This window comes from Amycolatopsis sp. NPDC003865, from assembly GCF_053605345.1.
Map to the genome: position 1 here is coordinate 124589 of NZ_JBSGJA010000010.1, position 20557 is coordinate 145145.

19 protein-coding genes are annotated in these 20557 nt (G+C 72.4%); 5 read left to right on the top strand and 14 right to left on the bottom strand.

Translation table 11 applies throughout. The features are described from left to right. The first annotated feature begins 42 nt into the window (after window positions 1-42). Window positions 43-1308, top strand: a complete 1266-nt coding sequence (locus tag ACWEVP_RS24100) for a class I SAM-dependent methyltransferase (RefSeq protein ID WP_452064818.1) — start codon at window positions 43-45, stop codon at window positions 1306-1308. Beyond that, window positions 1308-2069 (top strand): DUF1295 domain-containing protein, encoded by a 762-nt coding sequence (locus tag ACWEVP_RS24105; RefSeq protein ID WP_452064819.1) that lies wholly within the window; start codon window positions 1308-1310, stop codon window positions 2067-2069. Before ACWEVP_RS24100 ends, ACWEVP_RS24105 begins: the two co-directional genes overlap by 1 nt. On the opposite strand, the gene ACWEVP_RS24110 is transcribed toward ACWEVP_RS24105, so the two are convergent. Then, window positions 2056-2559 (bottom strand): DinB family protein, encoded by a 504-nt coding sequence (locus ACWEVP_RS24110; protein ID WP_452064820.1) that lies wholly within the window; start codon window positions 2557-2559, stop codon window positions 2056-2058. The genes ACWEVP_RS24105 and ACWEVP_RS24110 overlap by 14 nt on opposite strands. 71 nt (window positions 2560-2630) lie before the next feature. On the opposite strand from ACWEVP_RS24110, the gene ACWEVP_RS24115 reads away from it, so the two are divergent. After that, complete coding sequence (locus tag ACWEVP_RS24115; protein WP_452064821.1) at window positions 2631-3095, top strand: MarR family winged helix-turn-helix transcriptional regulator; 465 nt, start codon at window positions 2631-2633, stop codon at window positions 3093-3095. After that, window positions 3082-3516 (top strand): OsmC family peroxiredoxin, encoded by a 435-nt coding sequence (locus ACWEVP_RS24120; protein ID WP_247024743.1) that lies wholly within the window; start codon window positions 3082-3084, stop codon window positions 3514-3516. Before ACWEVP_RS24115 ends, ACWEVP_RS24120 begins: the two co-directional genes overlap by 14 nt. 50 nt (window positions 3517-3566) lie before the next feature. Here the strand turns inward: ACWEVP_RS24120 and ACWEVP_RS24125 are convergent, their stop codons facing one another. Next, window positions 3567-4103, bottom strand: coding sequence for a CGNR zinc finger domain-containing protein (locus ACWEVP_RS24125; protein ID WP_452064822.1), 537 nt, complete (start codon window positions 4101-4103; stop codon window positions 3567-3569). 80 nt (window positions 4104-4183) lie between these two features. Between ACWEVP_RS24125 and ACWEVP_RS24130 the strand changes: the two genes are divergently transcribed. After that, window positions 4184-5353, top strand: coding sequence for an MFS transporter (locus tag ACWEVP_RS24130; protein WP_452064823.1), 1170 nt, complete (start codon window positions 4184-4186; stop codon window positions 5351-5353). On the opposite strand, the gene ACWEVP_RS24135 is transcribed toward ACWEVP_RS24130, so the two are convergent. The 12 genes from ACWEVP_RS24135 to rsmH form a co-directional block, all read right to left on the bottom strand. After that, window positions 5350-6174 (bottom strand): NAD(P)H-binding protein, encoded by an 825-nt coding sequence (locus ACWEVP_RS24135; protein ID WP_452064824.1) that lies wholly within the window; start codon window positions 6172-6174, stop codon window positions 5350-5352. The two genes, ACWEVP_RS24130 and ACWEVP_RS24135, sit on opposite strands and share 4 nt — an antisense overlap. Before the next feature lie 75 nt (window positions 6175-6249). Further along, a complete protein-coding gene (locus ACWEVP_RS24140) occupies window positions 6250-7083 on the bottom strand; it encodes a cell division protein FtsQ/DivIB (RefSeq protein ID WP_452064825.1) in 834 nt (277 codons plus the stop codon). A gap of 4 nt (window positions 7084-7087) precedes the next feature. Then, a complete protein-coding gene (gene murC / locus ACWEVP_RS24145) occupies window positions 7088-8476 on the bottom strand; it encodes a UDP-N-acetylmuramate--L-alanine ligase (protein WP_452064826.1) in 1389 nt (462 codons plus the stop codon). Further along, on the bottom strand, window positions 8469-9593 hold the full coding sequence (murG, locus tag ACWEVP_RS24150; RefSeq protein WP_452064827.1) for an undecaprenyldiphospho-muramoylpentapeptide beta-N-acetylglucosaminyltransferase: 1125 nt from the start codon (window positions 9591-9593) through the stop codon (window positions 8469-8471). Before murG ends, murC begins: the two co-directional genes overlap by 8 nt. After that, window positions 9590-11101 (bottom strand): putative lipid II flippase FtsW, encoded by a 1512-nt coding sequence (gene ftsW / locus ACWEVP_RS24155; RefSeq protein ID WP_452064828.1) that lies wholly within the window; start codon window positions 11099-11101, stop codon window positions 9590-9592. The genes murG and ftsW overlap by 4 nt, the downstream gene beginning before the upstream one ends. Next, entirely contained in the window at window positions 11088-12494 is a 1407-nt protein-coding gene (murD, locus tag ACWEVP_RS24160) for a UDP-N-acetylmuramoyl-L-alanine--D-glutamate ligase (RefSeq protein WP_452064829.1), read from the bottom strand. Before murD ends, ftsW begins: the two co-directional genes overlap by 14 nt. A 1-nt stretch (window position 12495) precedes the next feature. After that, window positions 12496-13578, bottom strand: a complete 1083-nt coding sequence (gene mraY / locus ACWEVP_RS24165; RefSeq protein ID WP_372666955.1) for a phospho-N-acetylmuramoyl-pentapeptide-transferase — start codon at window positions 13576-13578, stop codon at window positions 12496-12498. Next, on the bottom strand, window positions 13575-15077 hold the full coding sequence (locus tag ACWEVP_RS24170) for a UDP-N-acetylmuramoyl-tripeptide--D-alanyl-D-alanine ligase (RefSeq protein WP_452064830.1): 1503 nt from the start codon (window positions 15075-15077) through the stop codon (window positions 13575-13577). Before ACWEVP_RS24170 ends, mraY begins: the two co-directional genes overlap by 4 nt. Next, the gene (locus ACWEVP_RS24175) at window positions 15074-16618 is read right to left on the bottom strand and encodes a UDP-N-acetylmuramoyl-L-alanyl-D-glutamate--2,6-diaminopimelate ligase (protein WP_452064977.1); all 1545 of its coding nucleotides are present in this window, start codon (window positions 16616-16618) and stop codon (window positions 15074-15076) included. Before ACWEVP_RS24175 ends, ACWEVP_RS24170 begins: the two co-directional genes overlap by 4 nt. Window positions 16619-16844: 226 nt before the next feature. Beyond that, entirely contained in the window at window positions 16845-18764 is a 1920-nt protein-coding gene (locus ACWEVP_RS24180) for a peptidoglycan D,D-transpeptidase FtsI family protein (RefSeq protein WP_452064831.1), read from the bottom strand. Beyond that, window positions 18764-19486, bottom strand: coding sequence for a hypothetical protein (locus ACWEVP_RS24185; RefSeq protein WP_452064832.1), 723 nt, complete (start codon window positions 19484-19486; stop codon window positions 18764-18766). The genes ACWEVP_RS24180 and ACWEVP_RS24185 overlap by 1 nt, the downstream gene beginning before the upstream one ends. Continuing rightward, a complete protein-coding gene (rsmH, locus tag ACWEVP_RS24190) occupies window positions 19483-20436 on the bottom strand; it encodes a 16S rRNA (cytosine(1402)-N(4))-methyltransferase RsmH (RefSeq protein ID WP_452064833.1) in 954 nt (317 codons plus the stop codon). Before rsmH ends, ACWEVP_RS24185 begins: the two co-directional genes overlap by 4 nt. Window positions 20437-20557 lie beyond the last annotated feature (121 nt).

Below are 20557 nucleotides of genomic sequence, written 5' to 3' on the forward strand. Positions count from 1 at the left end.
GACCGGACCAATCCACGTCGCCACGGAGAGCGAATCCCGGACATGCCGAACAGCACCGCGCACCGCCTCGCCTCGTTCGCCGAAAAGCTCCTCGGCGGGCAGCTCCCCGTCGGCCTGCGGACCTGGGACGGAACCCGCGTGGGCCCAGTGGACGCGCCCACCGTCGTCCTGCGCAACCGCCGTGCCCTGCGCCGCCTCCTCTACGCGCCGGGCGAGCTGGGGCTCGCCCGCGCCTACGTCACCGGTGACCTCGACGTCGAAGGGGATCTGGCGGACGGCTTCCGCCGGATCTGGGCCCTCACCCGCTCGGGGGAGCTGAAGCGGGCGAAACTCGGCCCGCGCGAATGGGCCGAAGCCGTCCGGCTCGCCGCCGCGCTGGGGGTGGTCGGACCGCCGCCGAAGCCGCCCGCCGAGGAGGCCCGGCTCACCGGCAAGCTGCACAGCCTGCTGCGGGACAAGTCCGCCATCGCCCACCACTACGACCTGAGCAACGCCTTCTACCAGCTGCTCATGGACGAGTCGATGGCCTACTCGAGCGCGTACTTCACCTCGGAGTCCCAGAGCCTCGAACAGGCCCAGCACGACAAGCTGGAGATGATCTGCCGCAAGCTGGGCCTGCGGCCGGGCATGCGGCTGCTGGACATCGGCTGCGGCTGGGGCTCGCTGCTGGTCCACGCGGCCAAGCACCACGGCGTGCACGCCGTCGGCATCACGCTCTCGGCCGAGCAGCTGCAGCACATCCGCGGCCGGCTCGCCCAGCACGACCTCGAAGACCGCGTCGATGTGCGGCGCCAGGACTACCGCGAGCTGCCGGACGCGCCGTTCGACGCGGTCGCGTCCATCGAGATGGGCGAGCACGTCGGCGAGATCAACTACCCGACGTACGCCGCGACGCTGCATCGCATGGTGCAGCCCGGCGGCCGGGTGCTCATCCAGCAGATGTCGCGCGGGAACGTCGCCCCCGGCGGCGGCGCGTTCATCGAGCGGTACATCGCCCCGGACATGACGATGCGGCCGGTGGGCCGGACCATCGACCACCTGGAGACCGCGGGCCTCGAGGTGCGGGACGTGCACGCGATGCGCGAGCACTACGTCTGGACGGTCCGCGCCTGGGCCGCCACGCTGGAGGAGAACTGGGCCGACGTCGTCGCGCTGATCGGCGAGACCGGCGCGCGGGTCTGGCGGCTGTACCTGGTGGGCGGGGCACTGGCGTTCGAGGAGAACCGGATGGGCGTGGACCAGATCCTTTCCGTGCGGCCGGACGAGCACGGCCGCAGCGGGATGCCGGCGACGCGGGAGTGGTGCTGATGCCGCAGCTGCTCGTCACCGCCGCCGTCACGCTCGTGGCGGTCGTCGTGACCTTCGGGATCGCGCGGGCGCGCAAGCGCTACGACACGATCGACACGTTCTGGGGGCTCGGGTTCGCGATCGTCGCGGTCGCGGCGTTCCCGTTCGGCGACGGCCCGCTGTACCTGCGGCTCGTCGTGGTGCTCCTGACCGTCGTCTGGGGTGTGCGGCTCTCGGTGCACCTGCACCTGCGCAACCACAACCTGCCCGAGGACCCCCGGTACGCGCGGATGGGCTACGGGCCGCTCAAGATGTTCGTGCGCATCTACCTGTTCCAGGCCGTGGTGCTGTACTTCGTCTCCCTTCCGGTGCAGTTCGCGGTGGACGGCACCGGGATCGGCGTCCTGGGCTGGCTCGGGGTGGCCGTGTGGGCGGTCGGCTTCGCGTTCGAGACGATCGGCGACGACCAGCTGCGCCGGTTCAAGGCCGACCCGGGGAACAAGGGCAAGGTGCTCGACACGGGGTTGTGGCGCTACACGCGGCACCCGAACTACTTCGGCGACGCGTGCGTGTGGTGGGGCCTCTACCTGCTGGCGTGCTCGACGTGGCCGGGCGCGGCGACGATCCTCTCCCCCGTGGCGATGACGTTCACGCTGGCCCGCGGGACGGGCAAACCCATGCTGGAGAAGGGAATGGCCCGCACGCGCCCGGCGTACGCGCACTACGTCGAGCGCACCAGCGGGTTCTTCCCGTTGCCGCCCAAGAAGGTCACTCCCCGGTGAGACCGTCGGTGAGCTCGCGCAGCACGTCGAGGTGGCCGACGTGCCGCGCGGTCTCCTCGATCATGTGCGTGAGGACCCACCGGACGGTGAAGGTCTCGTCCTTGTGCGTCACCCGGTCGTCGAAGCCGTGCTCCGCCACGATTTCGCGGCTACGGGCGCACTGCTTCGCGTAGCCGTCGAGGAGCTGCTCGACCGTGGTCCCGGGCGGGACCCGGAACTCCGCGTCCGGGTCCCGCTCGAGCTTCTCCTCCCAGGTGTCCTCTTCGCCCGCGATGACCACGGCGAACCAGAACCACTCGTCGAGGGTGAGGTGGGCGACCAGGCCGGCGACGGTCGTCAGTTCGCTCGGCAGGTGTGACCGGCGGGCTTGCTCTCCGGTGAGCCCGCCGGCCTTCCAGGCGACCGTGGCGCGGTGGTAGTCGAGCAGGGTGGTCAGGATTTCGCGCTCGCCGCCGGTGAGCGGGACCTGCGGGCGGTCGGGTCTGGTCATGCCCGGGACTGTGCCAGAGGGGTCCGACAGTTCCGAATACCTTGCGCACGATGTAATCGTGGGCTAGGTTAATGGGCGTGCCGGATGAGTTCCTCTTGGACGAGCAAGCCTGCTTCGCGCTGTACGCGGCGTCGCGCGCGGTGACGGACACCTACCGTCCCCTGCTCGGCGAACTGGGGCTCACCTACCCGCAGTACCTCGTGCTGCTGGTGCTGTGGGAGTCCGACGCCCGGCCGGTCAAGGAGATCGGCGAGGCGCTGCACCTGGACTACGGCACGCTTTCCCCGCTGCTCAAGCGGCTCGAGGCCAACGGGCTGGTCACCCGGGCGCGGCTGCCCGAGGACGAACGCACCGTGGTGGTCAGCCTGACCGAGGAGGGCCGGTCCACGCGCACCCGCGCGGCGGGCGTCCCGTCGGCGATCGGCTGCGCACTGGGCCTCGACGACGCTTCCCGGCGGGAACTGATAGCGACCCTGCGGCGGCTGACGGCGTCGGCCACCGCCTACACACATGGAGGCCCTGATGCCCAGCCGTGACGCGACCACCCACTGGGTCGGCGGACTGCAGAACGGGAAGGGCGAGGTCACGCTGGACTCGTCCAACGCCGGCACGTTCAGCGTGTCGTTCCCGACCCGGGCGGGCAACCCGGACGGCCAGACGAGCCCCGAGGAGCTCATCGCGGCGGCGCACTCGTCGTGCCTGGCGATGAACCTGTCGGGCGTGCTGGAGGCCCAGAAGCTCACAGCGGACTCGATCGACGTGAGCGCGGAGGTGACGCTGGGCCCGGCCGCCGGCGGCGGCTTCGAGATCAGCGGCATCGCGATCACGTTGCGGGCGTCCATCGAGGGCGTGACGGCGGAGCAGTTCGCGGAGTACGCGGAAACGGCCGAGAAGACGTGCCCGGTGTCGAAGGCGTTGGCCGGCACGACGATCACCCTGGACGCGGCGCTCAACTGAGGTCCGGTTCACGGGCGGCCCCCTCGGGTTTCCGAGGGGGCCGTCGCACGTCAGGAGGCCGCCGCCTTGGCTCGATAAGTCGACTTCTTCGCCTGGTTGCCGCAGATTTCCATCGAGCACCACCGGCGCGTGCCCGGTCTCGACGTGTCCAGGAACAGCGCGCCGCACTTCTCCCCCGCGCACCGCCGGACCCGGCCGAACTCCCGGGACGTCACCAGGTCCAGCGCGTCCCGGGCCAGCAGAGCCAGCATCGCCTGCGCGGGATCCCCCGCCTGCCAGCGGAGTTCGCCCGCCGTCGTCAGGGAAGGCGCGGGTACCGGCAGCGCCGCGAACCGGTTCACCCGGCGGCGCGCCGCCTCGCGCACTTCACCGGTGAGCAGCTCGTGGATCGCCTCCCGCAACGCCCGCGCGTCCGCGCTCGAAGCCGGGCGGACCGGTGTCGCGAACGGGCCCAGCTGGTCGATCCACGCTCCCCACGCCTCGGCGTCCGGAAGCTCCTCCGACTCCGACGGCATCCCCCGGTAGCGCAGCGTGCGGACGAAGTCGAGGCACAACCTGCCCGCCCCTTCGCGGAATCGGTCCGTCATAGGGGTCACAGTACTCCGGAACCGGTTTGACTGGTACCGTCGGGAACCGATCAAACCGGTTCCACATTCGGGGGGCGCGCATGACCGAGACCGAGCAGAAGGCCCCGCCCGGGTGGCTCGTGCTGCTGCTGGCCGTCTCCTGTGGACTGACCGTCGCGAACCTCTACTATGCCCAGCCGCTGCTCGCGGAGCTGCGGCAGACCTTCGGCGTCGGCGAGGCCGCCGCCGGCGGGGTCGTCACCGCCACCCAGCTCGGCTACGCCGCCGGGATGCTGCTGCTCGTCCCGCTCGGTGACCGGCTCGAGAACCGCGGGCTCGTCGCGACGCTGCTCGCGGTCGCCTGCGCCGCCCTCGTCGTCACCGGTGTCGCGCCCGGGTTCGCCGTGCTGCTGATCGCTTCGCTGGTCGTCGGGGCGGCGTCGGTCGTCGTGCAGATCCTCATCCCGTTCGCCGCCGACATCTCCCCCGACGCCATCCGCGGCCGCATCGTCGGGCGCGTGGTGAGCGGGCTGTTGTTCGGCATCCTGCTGTCCCGGGTGGTCGCGAGCCTGCTGGCCGAGGTGACCGGCTGGCGCGTGGTGTTCCTGATCTCGGCGGCCGCGATGGCCGCGCTCGCCGTCGTGCTGCGGTTCATCCTGCCGCCGCGGGCGCCCAAGACGGACGTCCGCTACGGACAGCTGTTGCGCTCGACGTTCGCCATGTGGAAGAAGCACCCCGCGCTGCGCCACCGGGCGCTGTACCAGTCGGCGATGTTCGGGGCGTTCAGCGCGTTCTGGACGACGATCGCGTTCGTGCTGACGGCACCGCCGTTCGGCTACAGCCAGCTGGGCGTCGGCCTGTTCGCGCTGGCGGGCGCGGCCGGCGCGCTGGTGGCCCCGCTGGCCGGCCGCTGGTCCGACCACGGCCACGGCCGCCGCCTCACGGCGGGCGCGTTCGCGCTGTGCGCGGCGGCCTTCGCGCTGGCCGGGTTCGGCGCGCACAGCGTCGTCCTGCTGGCGCTCGCGGCGATCGCGGTGGACATGGCGGTCCAGGCGACGCTGGTGACCGGCCAGCACGTGATCTACCAGCTGGACCCGTCGGCCAGGGCCCGCGTGAACAGCGTGTACCTGGGAACGTTCTTCATCGGCGGCGCGATCGGTTCGCAGGCGGGCTCGATCGCCTACCACCTGGGCGGGTGGACGGCGGTGGTCGTCTTCGCGGGCGCGCTGCCGCTGCTCGGGCTGGCCGGGATGACGCGCACCGAGGTCTAGGCGAACACCTCCCGGTTCGCGTCGACCCACTCCGCGTATGTCGTGCCGGGGCGGCCCAGCAGCTCTTCGACGACGCCGGTCGACACCTGCGGGTGCCGCAGCGTTTCCTCGAAGCCCTCGAGGATCCAGTCGACGGCCTGCTCCGGGACGCCGAAGCCGACCCACTGCGCGCGCTGCTCGTCCCTGGTCAGCTCGCGGAAGCGGATTTCCTTGCCCAGCACCGCACTCAGCGTTCCGACCTGGCCGCGCAGGCTGATCGCCTCGGGTCCACTGAGGACGTACGTCCCGCCGATGTGGCCTTCGGTCGTCAGCACCCGGGCGGCGACCGCGGCGACGTCGCCGAGGTCGATCGGGGTCTGCGTCGCGTCGCCGAAGGCCGCCGCGACCTCGCCCGCGCGCACCATGTCCGCCCAGTCGAGCGTGTTGTTCATGAACGCGCCGGGCCGCAGGAACGTCCAGGCGAACCCGGCCTCCCGGACGGCGGCCTCGACGGCGCCGTACTCGTTGCCACTGGAGCCTTCGTGGTCGTCGCCGACGCTGCTCCCCGACAAGGCGACGACCCGCTTGATCCCCGCGTCGGTGGCCAGCTCGCAGAACCGCCGGACGGTCCGCGCCATGGGCGCGAGGTAGACCGCGTCGACGCCGTCCAGCGGCAGGGTCGACGGCCGCGCGAGCGACCCGACGACCACCTCGGCCTCGGGTGGCAGCTTCGCGCGCTCGGGATCCACGGTCAACGCCCGCACCGAGGCGCCCGCGGCCAGCAGCTCGTCGACCACCAGGCGGCCGACGCTGCCGGTCGCTCCCGTCACCAGGATCGTCATGAACACCCTCCTCGTTCTCGTATGCCGTACGAGATCGTACGGCATACGACAACCACGGTGCACGCGAATAAGTTCTCAGGAAGTGATGGTCGGCAGCTCGGGCGCCGCGACGTCGTAGATCTTGCCCTCCTGGGTCAGCAGCGCCGCGAGGACCTTGGCCTTGCGGTCCGTCTGCTCCGCCGTTCCCCAGCGGACGATCTTCCCGCTCGACAACGTGAACTCGACACTCGCCGGGGTCTTGGCCGTCGCCGTCGTGACCTGCTTCAGCAGCTGCTCCGGGATCACGCCCAGCACCGCCGTCACCGCTCGGGTCACCGGGTCGTCGGCCGACACCTTCGGCAACTTGAGCTCCGGCAAGCCCGAAGGTCGCGCGGGCACCGTCTTGAACACCACGCCGCCGCCGTCGACCAGGTGGACTCCGTCGCCGCCCGGGCCGCTGTCGAAGAACGCGATCGCCGTCCGCTCGGTCACCGTGATCTCGACCGTGTTCGGCCACGAGCGCGACACCTCGACCGTCGCGATGCCCGGCATCGCCGCCACCCGGTCGCGGATCTCGTCCGTGCTCAGCCGCAGCAGCGGCTTGTCCATCGGCACCGCCGCGACCCCGCGGATCGCGTCGGCGGACACCGTCCGCGAGCCGCTGACCGAGACCTCCTGCGCACCCAGCATCGAGCTGAAGAACAGCAGGTACACCAAGGCGATCACGGTCAGCACCGACAGCAGCGCCACCCACCGGCGGCGGATCTCGACCCGCCGGTTCGGCCGGTTGCGCGGCGACGAACGCGCGACCCGGGTGCGGCGGCGCTCCTCCTCGGAACGCCGCCCGCGCCGTTGCCGGGCCAGGGCGGCGCGATCCGGGGTCTCCTCCTCGGCGGAGGGCGGACGGCGGCGTTCCCTGGTCGGACTCATCGGCTCAGCGCTTGTCCAGCTCGGCGAGGATCTCCGGACCCAGCTGCGTCACGTCCCCCGCGCCCATGGTGACCACGAGGTCGCCCGCGCGAGCGAGGCCCGCCACCAGCGGAGCAGCCACGTCGAAGGCCGGCTCGTAGTGCACCGGCACCGTCACCCGGTCCGCGATCAGCGCGCCGGTGACGCCCGGCTCGGGCTCCTCACGAGCCCCGTAGACGTCCAGCACGACGACCTCGTCCGCCAGCGACAACGCCGCCGCGAACTCCGCCGAGAACAGCTTGGTCCGCGAGTACAGGTGCGGCTGGAACACGACGACGACCCGGCCGGACCCGGCCGCCGTCCGGACCGCGCGCAGCTGCGCGGCCACCTCGGTCGGGTGGTGGGCGTAGTCGTCGTACACGCGGACGTCGCCCGCCCGCCCCTTGAATTCGAAGCGCCGCCGGACGCCGCCGAACGCCGCGAGCCCGTCCGCCAGCTCGGCAGCGGGCGCGCCCAGCTCGATTCCGGCCAGCAGCGCCGCGACCGCGTTCAACGCCATGTGCTCACCCGGCACGGCGACCCGCACCGACAGCTCCGAGCCGTCCAGCAGCAGCCGCACGACGCCGCCGTCCGGCGCCGGGGTGTAGTCCAGGACCCGGGCGTCCGTCGCCGTGCGGCCGTACCGGCGCACGCGCACGCCCATCTCCTCGGCCTGCGACCCCAGCTCGTCCGCCGCGGCGTCGTCACCGCAGACGATGAGCAGCCCGCCCGGCACGATCCGGCCGACGAACTCGGTGAACACCTTCGTGTACGCCTCGGCGGTGCCGTGGTGGTCCAGGTGGTCCGGCTCGACGTTCGTCACGACCGCGACCGACGGCGAATACGTCAGGAACGAGCCGTCGCTCTCGTCGGCCTCCGCGACGAAGATGCCGCCCTCGCCGTGGTGGGCGTTGGCACCGGACTCGTTGAGGTCGCCGCCGATGGCGAACGACGGGTCGAGCCGGCAGTGCTGCAGCGCCACGGTCAGCATCGACGTCGTCGACGTCTTGCCGTGCGTGCCCGCGATGCAGGCGACGCGGTGGCCTTCCATCAGCCCGGCCAGCGCCTGCGCCCGGTGCAGCACCGGGATCCCCGCGGCGCGGGCCGCGGCCAGCTCCGGGTTGGTCTCCTTGATCGCCGTCGAGACGACCACCGCGGACGGCGGCTGCGCCAGCGCCGAAATGTTCGACGCGCTCTGGCCGACGAAGAGCTCGGCACCCTGGGCCCGCAGCGACAGCAGCGCGCGCGACTCCTTGGCGTCCGAGCCCGACACGAATGCCCCGCGGGCCAGCAGGATCCGCGCGATGCCGGACATGCCGGCCCCGCCGATCCCGATCAGGTGCGCCCGGCGCAGTTCTTCAGGCAACTCAGGCACCGGCGGCCTCCAAAACCATGCGGGCGAGGGTCTCGTCGGCCTCGCGGTGACCCATGCCGACCGCGGCCGCGCCCATCTTCGCGACGCGGTCGGCGTCGGTGACCAGCGGGACGACCAGCTCGGCGACCTTGGCCGGGCTCAAGTCGGCGTCTTCGACCATCAGCGCCGCGCCGGCGTCGACGGCGGGCCGGCCGTTGGACGCCTGCTCGCCGTTGCCGATCGGCAGCGGGACGAACACCGCGGGCAGCCCGACCGAGGTCACCTCGGCGACCGTCATCGCGCCCGAGCGGCAGATCGCGACGTCGGCGGCCGCGTAGGCCAGGTCCATCCGCTCCAGGTACGGCACCGGCACGTAGGCCGGCTTGCCCGGGAACTCCTGCACGACCAGCGTGTTCTTCGGGCCGTGCGCGTGCAGCACGCCGACGCCGGCGTCGGCCAGGTCCTTCGCCGCGCCGGACACCGCGGCGTTGATCGACTGGGCCCCCTGGGAACCGCCGAACACTAGCAGCGTCGGCGCGTCCGGGTCCAGCCCGAAGTGCGCGCGGGCCTCGGCGCGCAACGCGGCGCGGTCCAGCGACGTGATCGACCGCCGCAGCGGGATCCCGACGACCTCGGCGTTCGGCAGCGGGGTGCCCGCCACCGCCACGGCGACGCGCTTCGCGAACCGGGCGCCGACCTTGTTCGCCAGGCCGGCCGACTTGTTGGCCTCGTGCACGACGATCGGGACGCGCCCGCGCGCGGCGAGGTAGGCGGGCAGGGCGACGTAGCCGCCGAAGCCGACGACGACGTCCGCGCCGACCCGGTCCAGCACCTCACGGGTCCTGCGGACCGAGTCGCGGACCTTCAGCGGCAGCCGCAGCAGCTCCGGGGTCGGCTTGCGCGGGAGCGGCACCGGCGGGATCAGCTCGAGGTCGTACCCGCGGGCCGGGACGAGCTTGTTCTCCAGGCCGCGCTCGGTGCCGAGGGCGATCACCGTCGCGTCCGGGCGCAGCCGCTTGACGGCGTCGGCCAGGGCGAGGGCGGGTTCGATGTGTCCTGCGGTGCCACCACCGGCGACCACGACCACGGGCGCCTTGCCCGCGGCGGCTCGCTCGGTTCCCTTGACGGGCTTACTCACCAATGACCTCTCCGGTTCGCGGTACTCCGGGTACCACGGCTCGCTGTTGACCGCGCGGCCCCGCCGCGAGACGTGGCCGTGCTCGTCCGTGCCGCGCTGCGGCGCACCGGTTCGCGGACCGACCTGCGTCGTTCCTGCGCCGGGGCGGGCCGCGCCGCACGGGGCGCGGGCCTGGCCGCCTTCGCCCCGGCGCGCGCCGCCCCCTTGCGGGTGGCGGGCGGGCGGTACGGATCGGGCGCGGGCAGCCGCAGCAGGCGTCCGAATTTACCCGGCCCCTGTGTGCGCAGCGCGGCCACCGCCTCCGGTTCGTGCCGGGCGGCGTTCGCGAGCACCCCCATGATGAGCATGGTGATCACCAGCGACGTCCCGCCGTAGGAGATCAGCGGCAGCGTGACGCCGGTGACCGGCAGCAGGCCGACGACGTAGCCGATGTTGATGCCGGCCTGGGCCACCAGGAACACCGTCAGCGTGCCGGAGACGATCCGGATCCACGGGTCGATGTTGCGGGTGGCGATCCGCAGGCCGACGATCGCGACCCCGGCGAACAGCGCGAGCACGACGACGCAGCCGATCAGCCCGAGTTCCTCGCCGATCAGGGCGAAGATGAAGTCGTTCTGCACGTTCGGCAGGTAGCCCCAGTTGGACGCGCCCTGGCCGAGGCCCTTGCCGAGGAACCCGCCGTCGGCCAGCGCCAGCTTGGCCTGGTTGGCCTGGAAGCCCTCGGCGGTCGTGTCGGCGTCCGGCGAGAGGAACGACATGACCCGGGCGAGCCGGTAGGGCGCGATGAGGGCGAGCACGAGCACGCCGGCCAGGCCGCCCGCGAGGATGACGCCGAACAGCCGTTTCGGGGCGCCGGCGAACCACAGCAGCGCGAGCAGCACGACGGCGAGGGTGACCGTGCCGCCGAGGTCCGGCTGCAGCATGACCAGGGCGAACATCAGCAGCGCGATCGGCACCACGGGCACCAGCAGGTGCCGCCACTGGTGGATCACGTTGTACTTGATCACCAGGATGTGGGCGCCCCAGAAGGCGAGCGCGACCTTCGCGGCCTCGACCGGCTGGAAGGTGAAGTCGCCGAGCTTGAACCAGCCCTGCGAGCCGTTGACCGTCGAGCCGAGCGGGGTCAGCACCAGCACCAGCAGGCCGAGGCAGATCACCGTCGCGGTGGCCGACATCGCGCGGATCCGCTCCAGCTTGACCCGCAGGCCCAGCCAGAACACGACCGAGCCGATGGCCACGAACACCAGGTGCTTGACGAACAGCGAGTACACGCCGCTGCCGGTCTTCGGGTTGTAGGAGGCGACCGACGACGCCGAGAGCACCATGACGGCGCCGATCACGGTGAGCACGCCGGTGAGGGCGAGCACGAGGTGGAACGACGCCAGCGGGCGCGAGAGCCATGCGGTCAGCGCGGTGCGGAAGGCGACGAACCCGCTTTCCTTGCGCTCGCGGCGCGGCCGCTTCGGCGTCTCCCGGGGCCGGGGCGTCTTGGGCTCAGTGACCGTCACTCGGCTCCCCCGCTGCGTCGTCGCGAAGGACGTGCACGGCCGCGGTGAACGCGTCGCCGCGCTCGCCGTAGCTCGAGAACATGTCCAACGACGCCGCGGCGGGTGCCAGCAGCACCACGTCACCTGGCCGGGCCATCGCGCTGGCCGCACTCACCGCCGCAGTCATGGGTTCATGGTCACCCGGACGGAGGCTGTTCACCGGGACATCCGGCGCGTGTCGCGCGACCGCGGCGGCGATCACGGGTGAATCGACACCGAGTAGCACAACCCCGCGCAGGCGGCCGGCGATGCTGCTCACCAGTTCGTCGACCGAAGCGCCCTTGAGCTGGCCCCCGGCGATCCACACGATCGACTCGTGCGCCCGCAGCGACCCGGCGGCCGCGTGGGGGTTGGTCGCCTTCGAGTCGTTGACGTACCGAACGCCGCCGACCTCGGCCACCTCGACGGCCCGGTGCGGGGCCGGCTGGTACTCGCGCAGGCCCTTCAGCACGGCCTCCGGCGAGACGCCGTGGGCGCGGGCCAGCGCGGCCGCGGCCAGGGCGTTCGAGACGTTGTGCGGGCCGGCCGGGCGGACGTCCGACAGCGTGGCCAGCTCCTCGGCGCTGGTCGCCGGGTCGGCGACGAAGGCGCGGTCGACCAGCAGGTCTTCGACCAGGCCCAGCTCGCCGGCGCGCGGGGTGTCCAGCCGGAAGCCGATCCGGCGGGCGCCTTCGGCCGCGTGCGCTTCGGCGATCCGGGTGGACCACTCGTCGTCGGCGTTGTGCACCGCGACCTTGGCCCGGGTGTAGACGCGTCCCTTCGCGGCCGCGTACTCCTCCATCGAGCCGTGCCAGTCGATGTGGTCCTCGGCCAGGTTGAGCACCACGGCCGCGTCCGGGGCCAGCGTCGAGGACCAGTGCAGCTGGAAGCTCGACAGCTCGACGGCCAGCACGTCGTAGCCCGCCCGGACCGCGTCGAGCGCCGCGTAGCCGATGTTCCCGCAGGCCACGGCGTTGCTGCCGGCCGCCTTGAGGATCGACTCCAGCATGCCGGCGGTGGTCGTCTTGCCGTTCGTGCCGGTGACCACCAGCCACGCCGGCGGGTGCTCGCGCAGCTGCCCGACCCGCCAGGCCAGCTCGACGTCGCCGATCACCTCGACGCCGGCCTCGGCCGCGGCCACCAGCAGCGGCGACGTCGGCCGCCAGCCGGGGCTGGTGACGACGAGGACGACGTCGGACGGCGGCTCGGTCAGGCCCGGCACCAGCTCGGCGCCCAGGCCCTCCAGCTCGGCCAGGCGTTCGGCGTTGCCGTCGGTGACCGTGACGCGCGCGCCGAGGTCGACCAGCACGGGCACGATCGACTTGCCGGTGACCCCCGCACCGGCGACGAGCACGTGACGACCGGAGATCTCCACGTCAGCCGCCGAAGCCGAGCTGCTCGCTGTAGAACAGGCCCAGGCCGAACATGCAGCAGATCGCCGAGAGCAGCCAGAACCGGATGATGACCGTGGTTTCCGCCCACCCGGCGAGTTCGAAGTGGTGGTGGAACGGGGCCATCCGGAAGAGCCTTCGCCGGGTCGTCCGGAACACCGCGATCTGCGCGACCACCGAGATCATCTCGACCATGAACAGGCCGCCGATGACGATGGCGAGCAGCTCGGTGCGGGTCGTCATGGACAGGCCGGCGACCAGGCCGCCGAGGGCCAGCGAGCCGGTGTCGCCCATGAAGATCTTCGCCGGGGCCGCGTTCCACCAGAGGAACCCGACGCAGGCGCCGGTGGCCGCCGCGGCGACCACGGCCAGGTCCAGCGGGTCGCGGACGTCGTAGCAGGCGGGCGCCGGGCCGTTCGCGCAGTTCAGCCGCTCCTGCCAGAACGCGATGACGACGTAGGTGGCCAGCACCATCGCCGCCGAGCCGCCGGCCAGGCCGTCGAGGCCGTCGGTGAAGTTCACCGCGTTCGACCAGCCGGAGATCACGATGTAGCAGAAGATCACGAAGAACACCGCGGGGAACGTGATCAGCGCCAGGTCGCGGACGTAGGAGAGGCTCTCCGACGCCGGCGTGATGCCGCGCGAGTCCGCGAAGTTCAGCGCCAGCACCGCGAACGCGACCGTGACGACCAGCTGGCCGACCAGCTTCGCGGTCTTGTTCAGCCCCAGGTTGCGCTGCTTGCGGATCTTGATGAAGTCGTCGAGGAACCCGACGATCCCCAGGCCCACCGCGAGCATCAGGACCAGCAGCCCGGAGGCCGTCGGCGCGCCGCTGCGGGAGTTGAACATCCAGTTGATCAAGTGCGCGGCGAAGTACCCGACGACCATCGCGACGATGATCGCGACCCCGCCCATGGTCGGGGTACCGCGCTTGGACTTGTGTCCCTGCGGGCCTTCCTCGCGGATCTCCTGGCCGAAGCCCTGCCGGGAGAACACCCGGATCAGGTAGGGCGTGAGCAGGATGGAGATCAGCAGGCCCGCCGCGGCCGCGATCAGGATGCTGATCACGCGTCACCACCGTTCGAGCGATTCTCGGAGTTGTCGGTTTCCCGGGGTTCGAGGAGGGCCTCGGCGACCCGCCAGAGGCCGGCGGCCTTGGAGGCCTTCACCAGCACCACGTCCCCCGGGCGGAGCTGATCATGCAGCAGGGCGATCGCGGCCTCGACGTCGGGTACCAGTGCCGACTCCTCGCCCCAGGAACCCTCCTGGTGCGCGCCCTGGTGCATGGCCGCCGCCTCGGGGCCGATCACGACGAGCTTGGCGATGTTGAGCCGGACGACCAGGCGCCCGATCTCGTCGTGCGCGGTGACCGCGTCCGCGCCGAGCTCGCCCATCACGCCGAGCACGGCCCAGGACCGGCGGCCGGAGTCCCGCGTCATCGCCGCGAGGGCCTTCAGGCCGGCCCGCATCGACTCGGGGTTGGCGTTGAAGGAGTCGTTGAGGATCGTGACGCCGTCTTCGCGGGTGACGACCTCCATCCGCCGCGCCGAGCGCCGCTGCACGGCCGACAGCCGCGCGGCGACCTCGTCCGGCGAGGACCCCAGCTCCAGGGCGATCGCGGCGGCCGCGAGGGCGTTGCTCACGTGGTGCTCGCCGTGCAGCGGCAGCGCCACGTCCGCCGCCCCGGCCGGGGTGACCAGCCGGAAGGACGCGCGGGCCTGCTCGTCGAGCGTGATGTTCTCGGCGCGGACCTGCGCGGACGCGCTCTCGCCGAAGAACACCACGCGGGCCTTCGTGCGGCTCGCCATGGCCGCGACCAGCGGGTCGTCGAGGTTGAGCACCGCGACGCCGTCCTCGGGCAGGGCCTCGACCAGCTCGCCCTTGGTCTTCGCGATGCCCTCGCGGGAGCCGAACTCGCCGACGTGCGCGCTGCCGACGTTGAGCACCGCGCCGATCCGCGGCGGGGCGATCTCGGCGAGGTGGGCGATGTGGCCGGGCCCGCGCGCGGACAGCTCCAGCACCAGGTGGCGGGTCTCGGCGTCGGCGCGCAACGCCGTCCACGGGTGGCCCAGCTCGTTGTTGAACGACCCGGGCGGCGCGACCGTCGGGCCCAGCGGCTCCAGCAGCTGCGCGATCAGGTCCTTCGTCGAGGTCTTGCCGGACGAGCCGGTGACGCCCACGACCGTCAGGGTGCCCTCGGCCAGGCGCTGGACGACGAACCGGGCGAGCTTGGCCAGCGCGGCCAGCACGGCGGCGCCGGAGCCGTCCTTGTCGCCGGTCAGCGCGACCGACCGCTCGTGGGCCTCGCCCGCGCCGATCGGCGGGACGACGATCGCGGGAGCGTCGACCTCGCGGGCGGCCAGCACGGCCACCGCGCCGGCCTCGACCGCCTGCGCGGCGAAGTCGTGGCCGTCGACCTTCTCCCCCGGCAGAGCGACGAACAGGCCGCCGGGCGTGAGCTTCCGGGTGTCGAACTCCACGGTGCCGGTCACCTGCGCGCCCGGGTCGGCGCGGTGCAGCCGGCCGCCGACGACGTCGGCGATCTCGGCCAGGCTGAGCACGATCACACACTCACCTCGAGTTTGTTGCGGATGGCCGCGGCCAGCTCGTCGCGGTCGGAGAACGGGTGCACGACACCGCCGGCCTCCTGGCCGGACTCGTGCCCCTTGCCGGCGAGGAAGACGATGTCGCCCGGCCCGGCCAGCGCGACGGCGTGCTCGATGGCTTCGCGGCGGTCGCCGATTTCGATGACTTCGCCGCCTTCGGCGGGCCCGACGGCGCGGGCGCCGGCGAGCATCGCGGCGCGGATCGCCGCGGGGTCTTCGGAGCGCGGGTTGTCGTCGGTGACGATCAGGACCTCGCTGCGCCGGGCCGCCGCCTCGCCCATCATCGGGCGCTTGGCGGTGTCGCGGTCCCCGCCGCAGCCCAGGACGGTGATGATCCGGCCCTCGGCACGGGCCCGCAGCGCGTCCAGGCCCTGGGCGACCGCGGCCGGCTTGTGGGCGTAGTCGACGACGGCGGTGAACTCCTGGCCGACGTAGACCCGCTCCATCCGGCCCGGCACCTGCACCTCGGCGAGCCCGGTGACGATGTGCTCCAGCGCGATGCCCGCGCTGCCGAGGATGGCGGCGGCGAGCACGGCGTTGGCGACGTTGAACTCGCCGGGCAGCGGGATCCGGGCGGCCGCGCTGACGCCGTCCGGGCCGTGCAGCGTGAACGTCTGCTCGCCGTGCGGGGTGGCCTCGATGTCGGTGGCCTTCCACGCGGCGTCGGTGCCCGGGTCCGTGGTGACGGTGATCGTCCGCGGCGTGAGCAGGGCCTGGCCCCAGGCGCTGTCGACCACGACGACCTCGGTGGTCGAGCGGCCGTCGAACAGCAGCGACTTCGCGGCGAAGTACTCCTGCATGTCCTTGTGGAAGTCCAGGTGGTCCTGGGAGAGGTTGGTGAACGCGCCGACCGCGAACCGGGTGCCGTTGACCCGGCCGAGCGCGAGCGCGTGGCTGGAGACCTCCATCGGCACGTGCGTGACGCCGCGTTCGAGCATCACCGCGAGCAGCGCCTGCAGGTCCGGCGCTTCGGGGGTGGTGAACCCGCTGACCAGCCGTTCGCCGGCGATCCGGGTCTCGACCGTGCCGATCAGGCCGGTGGTCAGGCCCGCGGCCTGCAGGCCGGCGTCGACCAGGTAGGACGTCGTGGTCTTGCCGGACGTGCCGGTGACGCCGAGGACGGCCAGCCGCAGCGAGGGCTCGCCGTAGATCCAGGCGGCGATCTCGCCGAGGGCGGCGCGCGGGTCGGCGTGCACGAGGATCGGGACGCCGGCGTCGCGCAGGGCGGGGCGCTCGGCGCCTTCGGCGTCGGTGAGCACCGCGACGGCCCCGGCCGCGACCGCCTGGTCGCTGAAGTCGGCGCCGTGCGCGCGGGCGCCGGGCAGGGCGGCGAACAGGTCGCCGGGCAGCACGTGCTGGGCCCGCAGGGTGGTGCCGGTGACGGTGAGGTCGGCGGCGTCGGGACTGTCGGCGATCAGCCGCGCGTCCGCCCTGGCGAGCAGCGTCGCCAGCGGGACCGGGTCGATGCGCGCCGGGCGGGGCGGCGCGGGCACCGCTTTCACCGGGCTTTCCGGCACCTGGGAACTGGACGAGGACACGGACACGGCCAAGAGGCTACCGGCGGCCGTCCGGAGGCCCGTCACGCGGTACGGCGATTGCGCGCGGCTGAGGCACATGTGCTAGACGGCGGCCCGCACTCCGTTGCACCGCAACGCTTTCCCTCCCGTTGTGCACTGTGGACGCGAAGAAGCCCCCTCACGCAGGTGAGGGGGCCTTCACAGACTGTGCTTACGGGATGATCAGCGGGACTTCCGGCGACGGGCCGTCCGACAGCGGGATCTGGTACCGCTGCGTCAGGTACGACGCGATCGTGTGGAACAGCGGCGCGGCGGAGTGCCCGACCGGCAGCGTCGTGTCGGGCGCGTCCAGCCGGATCCCGACCACGAACCGCGGGTGGTCGGCGGGCAGGATGCCGGCGAAGGTGATGTTGTAGAGGTGGTCGCTGTAGGCCTTGGTCCGCGGGTCGACCTGCTGGCCGGTGCCCGTCTTGCCGGAGATCTGGTAGCCCTCGACGGCCGCCGACGGCGCGGTGCCCTTCTGCAGGCCCTTGCCGTTCTGCGCGACGGCGCGCATCATGTCGCGCACCGTCTTCGCCGTCTGCGGGCTGACCACCTGGACCTGCTTCGGCGCCGGCTCCGGCACGGTCGTGCCGTCGGAGTTCACCTTCGCCTTGACGATCCGGGGTTCGACGCGCAGGCCGTCGTTCGCGATCGCCTGGTACATCCCGGCCATCTGCAGCACGGTCATCGACAGGCCCTGCCCGATGGGCAGGTTGCCGAACGTCGTCGCCGACCACTGGCTGCGCGCCGGCACGACCCCGGCGCTCTCGCCGGGCAGGCCGACGCCGGTGCGCTGGCCGAGCCCGAACTTCTTGAGCAGGTCCGAGTAGCGCTCCTCGCCGATCTTCTGCGCCAGCAGCAGCGTCCCGATGTTGGACGACTTGGCGAAGATCCCGGCGGTGGTGAAGTTCTGCGTGCCGTGGGTCCAGGCGTCGTGCACGGTCTTGTCGGCCACCTGCAGCGCGCCGGGCACCTGGATCGTCGACTCCGGCGTCGCGATGCCGTAGTCGATCGCCCCGGTGGCGGTGACGACCTTGTTGACCGACCCCGGCTCGAACGGCGTGGTGACCGCCGGGTTGTTGAGGTCGTCGGGGGTCCACGTGCTCTGGTCGTTGGGGTCGAACGTGGTGTCGTTGGCCAGCGCGTAGACCTCGCCGGTCTTGGCGTCGAGGACGACCGCCTGCCCGCCCTTGGCGTGCGACTGCTGGACGTAGTCCGACAGCTGCCGCTGGACCTCGTACTGCAGGTCGGAGTCGATGGTCAGCTCGAGGTCCGACCCCGGCACGGCGGCCTGCAGGTCGCGCTCGGTGCCCGGGATGACGACGTTGTCGCTGCCGTTCTTCGTGTTGACCAGCATCCGGCCCGGCGTGCCCGCCAGGTCGTTGTCGCGCACGAGTTCCAGCCCGACCAGGCCGTGCAGGTTGTGCTTGGACACGTCCGGGTCGTCGGAGCGCCAGTTCGCGGCGCCGACGATGTTGGACGCCAGGCTGCCGCCCGGGTATTCGCGCAGCGCGCGCTTCTCGATCCCGATCCACGGGTAGTTCTTGACGATGTCGGCGGCGACCGACGGCTCGACGTTGTGTTCCAGGTAGGTGAACGACACCGGCTTGTGGAAGAGGTCGAGCAGCTGCTGCTCGGTGAGCGTCGGCACCTTGGCGGCGATGTACTTCGCGGCCGCCGCGGTTTCGTTGTCGAACGTCTTCTTCGTGCCGGGGTTCTTCGCGGCGAAGTCGTCCATGCTCTTGTGGAACGCCTTGAGGTTCACCGACAGCGAGCGCACCTCGACGCTGAACGCCAGCTTGGCGCCGTTGCGGTCCACAATGGACCCGCGCTGGGCCGGGATGTCGATGGTCTGGGTGCGCTGCCGCTCGGCCGCGGCCGACAGCGCCGCGGCGTCGAACCACTGCACCTGCACCAGCTTCACGCCCGCGACGAGCAGGATGGCGACCAGGATCAGGCGCACGGCGGAGAACCGGCCGCGGTGGCCGCCGTTGCCCCGCCGCGCGGCCGCGCTGCGCGTCCCGGCGGCATAGGTCCGTCGCGCGCTGCCCCTGGTGCGCGCCCGGGCCTGTCCCCGGCCGGAAGCCATCACTGGCCGGCCCCCGGCTGGGCGGGCGGCTGCGCGTCGGCCGGCACGGCGGGCTGGTCGCCCTCGATCGGCGCGCCCTGCTGCGACTGCGTGCCCGCGGCGGGCGCGGCGGGCGGCGCGACCGGCGCCGCCGGCGTGTCCGCCTTGGCCTTCTTGGGCTCGCCGACGAGTGAGGTCTTCCCGTCCGGGCCGACGACGATGCGCGCCGGGTCGCCACCCGGCACCATGCCCAGCTGCTGGGCCGCGGGGGCCAGCGACGCGGGCGACTCCGCCTTGGCGACGTCGCGCTGCAGCTGCTCCTTCGTCTCGGCCAGGCTCGCGTTCGTGGTGCGCAGCTGCTCGAGCCGGTAGGAGTCGGCGATCGCCTGGGTGGTCAGCCACAGCGTGGTCGCCACGCCGGCGGCCAGCAGCGCCATCATCATCAGCACGAACGACGCGCGCGACTTCGGCAGCCGCAGCTTGAACTTCGGCTTCGGCTCCACCGGCTCGGCCTTCGGCCGCGGCCGCGGCTCGCGCTCCTTGAGCAGGTCGGCCCGCTGGGCGCGGCGTGCGTAGGCGCGCTCGGCCGCGGACGTGCGGCCCCGCGACGCGCGGCGCGGCGCGGCCTTGCCCGGCTGGGTGGTCCGCGGGTCCGGCTCGACGGTGGTCGAGGTGCGGGCGGCCTCGCTGCGGCCTCGCGTCGCCGGCGCGGCCGGGCGGCGGGACTTCGCGGGAGCGGTCATCGCGGCTCTCCGATCCTCTCTGCGGCCCGCAGCCGCACCGAGGCGGCGCGCGGGTTCCGTTCGATCTCCTCTTCGCCGGCCTTTTCGGCGCCCCGGGTCAGGAGCTTCAGCTCCGGTCCGTGTCCCGGCAGCTCGACCGGGAGCCCCTCCGGGGTGCGGGACTTCGCGAGCTCGGTCAGCGCCTGCTTGACGAGCCGGTCTTCCAGTGACTGGTAGGACTCGACGACGATCCGCCCGCCGACCGGCAGGGCCCCGAGCGCGGCGGGCAGGGCGCGGCGCAGCACCTCCAGCTCGCCGTTGACCTCGATCCGCAGCGCCTGGAAGGTGCGCTTGGCCGGGTGCCCGCCGGTGCGGCGGGTGGCGGCCGGGACGGCGTCGTAGAGCAGCTCGACCAGGCGCCCGCTGGTCGTGAACGGCTCCTGTTCGCGGGCTTTCACGACCGCCTTGACGATCCGCTGCGCGAAGCGTTCTTCGCCGTAGTCGCGCAGGATGCGGACCAGCTCGCCCGGTGCGTAGGTGTTGAGCACGTCGGCGGCGGTGAACCCGGTGGTCGGGTCCATCCGCATGTCCAGCGGCGAGTCCTTGGCGTAGGCGAACCCGCGCTCGGCGCGGTCCAGCTGCATCGACGAGACGCCGAGGTCGAACAGGATGCCGTCGGCCTTCTCGATGCCGACGCTTTCGAGGGCTTCCGGGAGTCCGTCGTAGACGGTGTGCACGAAGTCGACGCGGTCGCCGTGGCGGGCGAGGCGCTCCGCCGACTTCTCGAGCGCGGCGGGGTCGCGGTCGAGCGCGACAAGACGCAGCCGCGGGAAGGCGTCGAGGAGGGCGTCGGAGTGGCCGCCGAGGCCGACGGTCGCGTCCACGAGGACGCCGTCGCGGTCGGCGAACACGGGAGTGAACAGCTCGACGATCCGGTCGAGCAGCACCGGGACGTGCTCGGGTGCCGTCATGTTCCCCTCCCCCTTTCTCGCCTGGGCGGCCCGGGGGAAATATGGCGGATGCCGTCAGGTCCCTGTCCGCCCGCTGCGGACCTGGTACCGGGGAAGGTGCACCAGGGCTGTTGAGCGGACA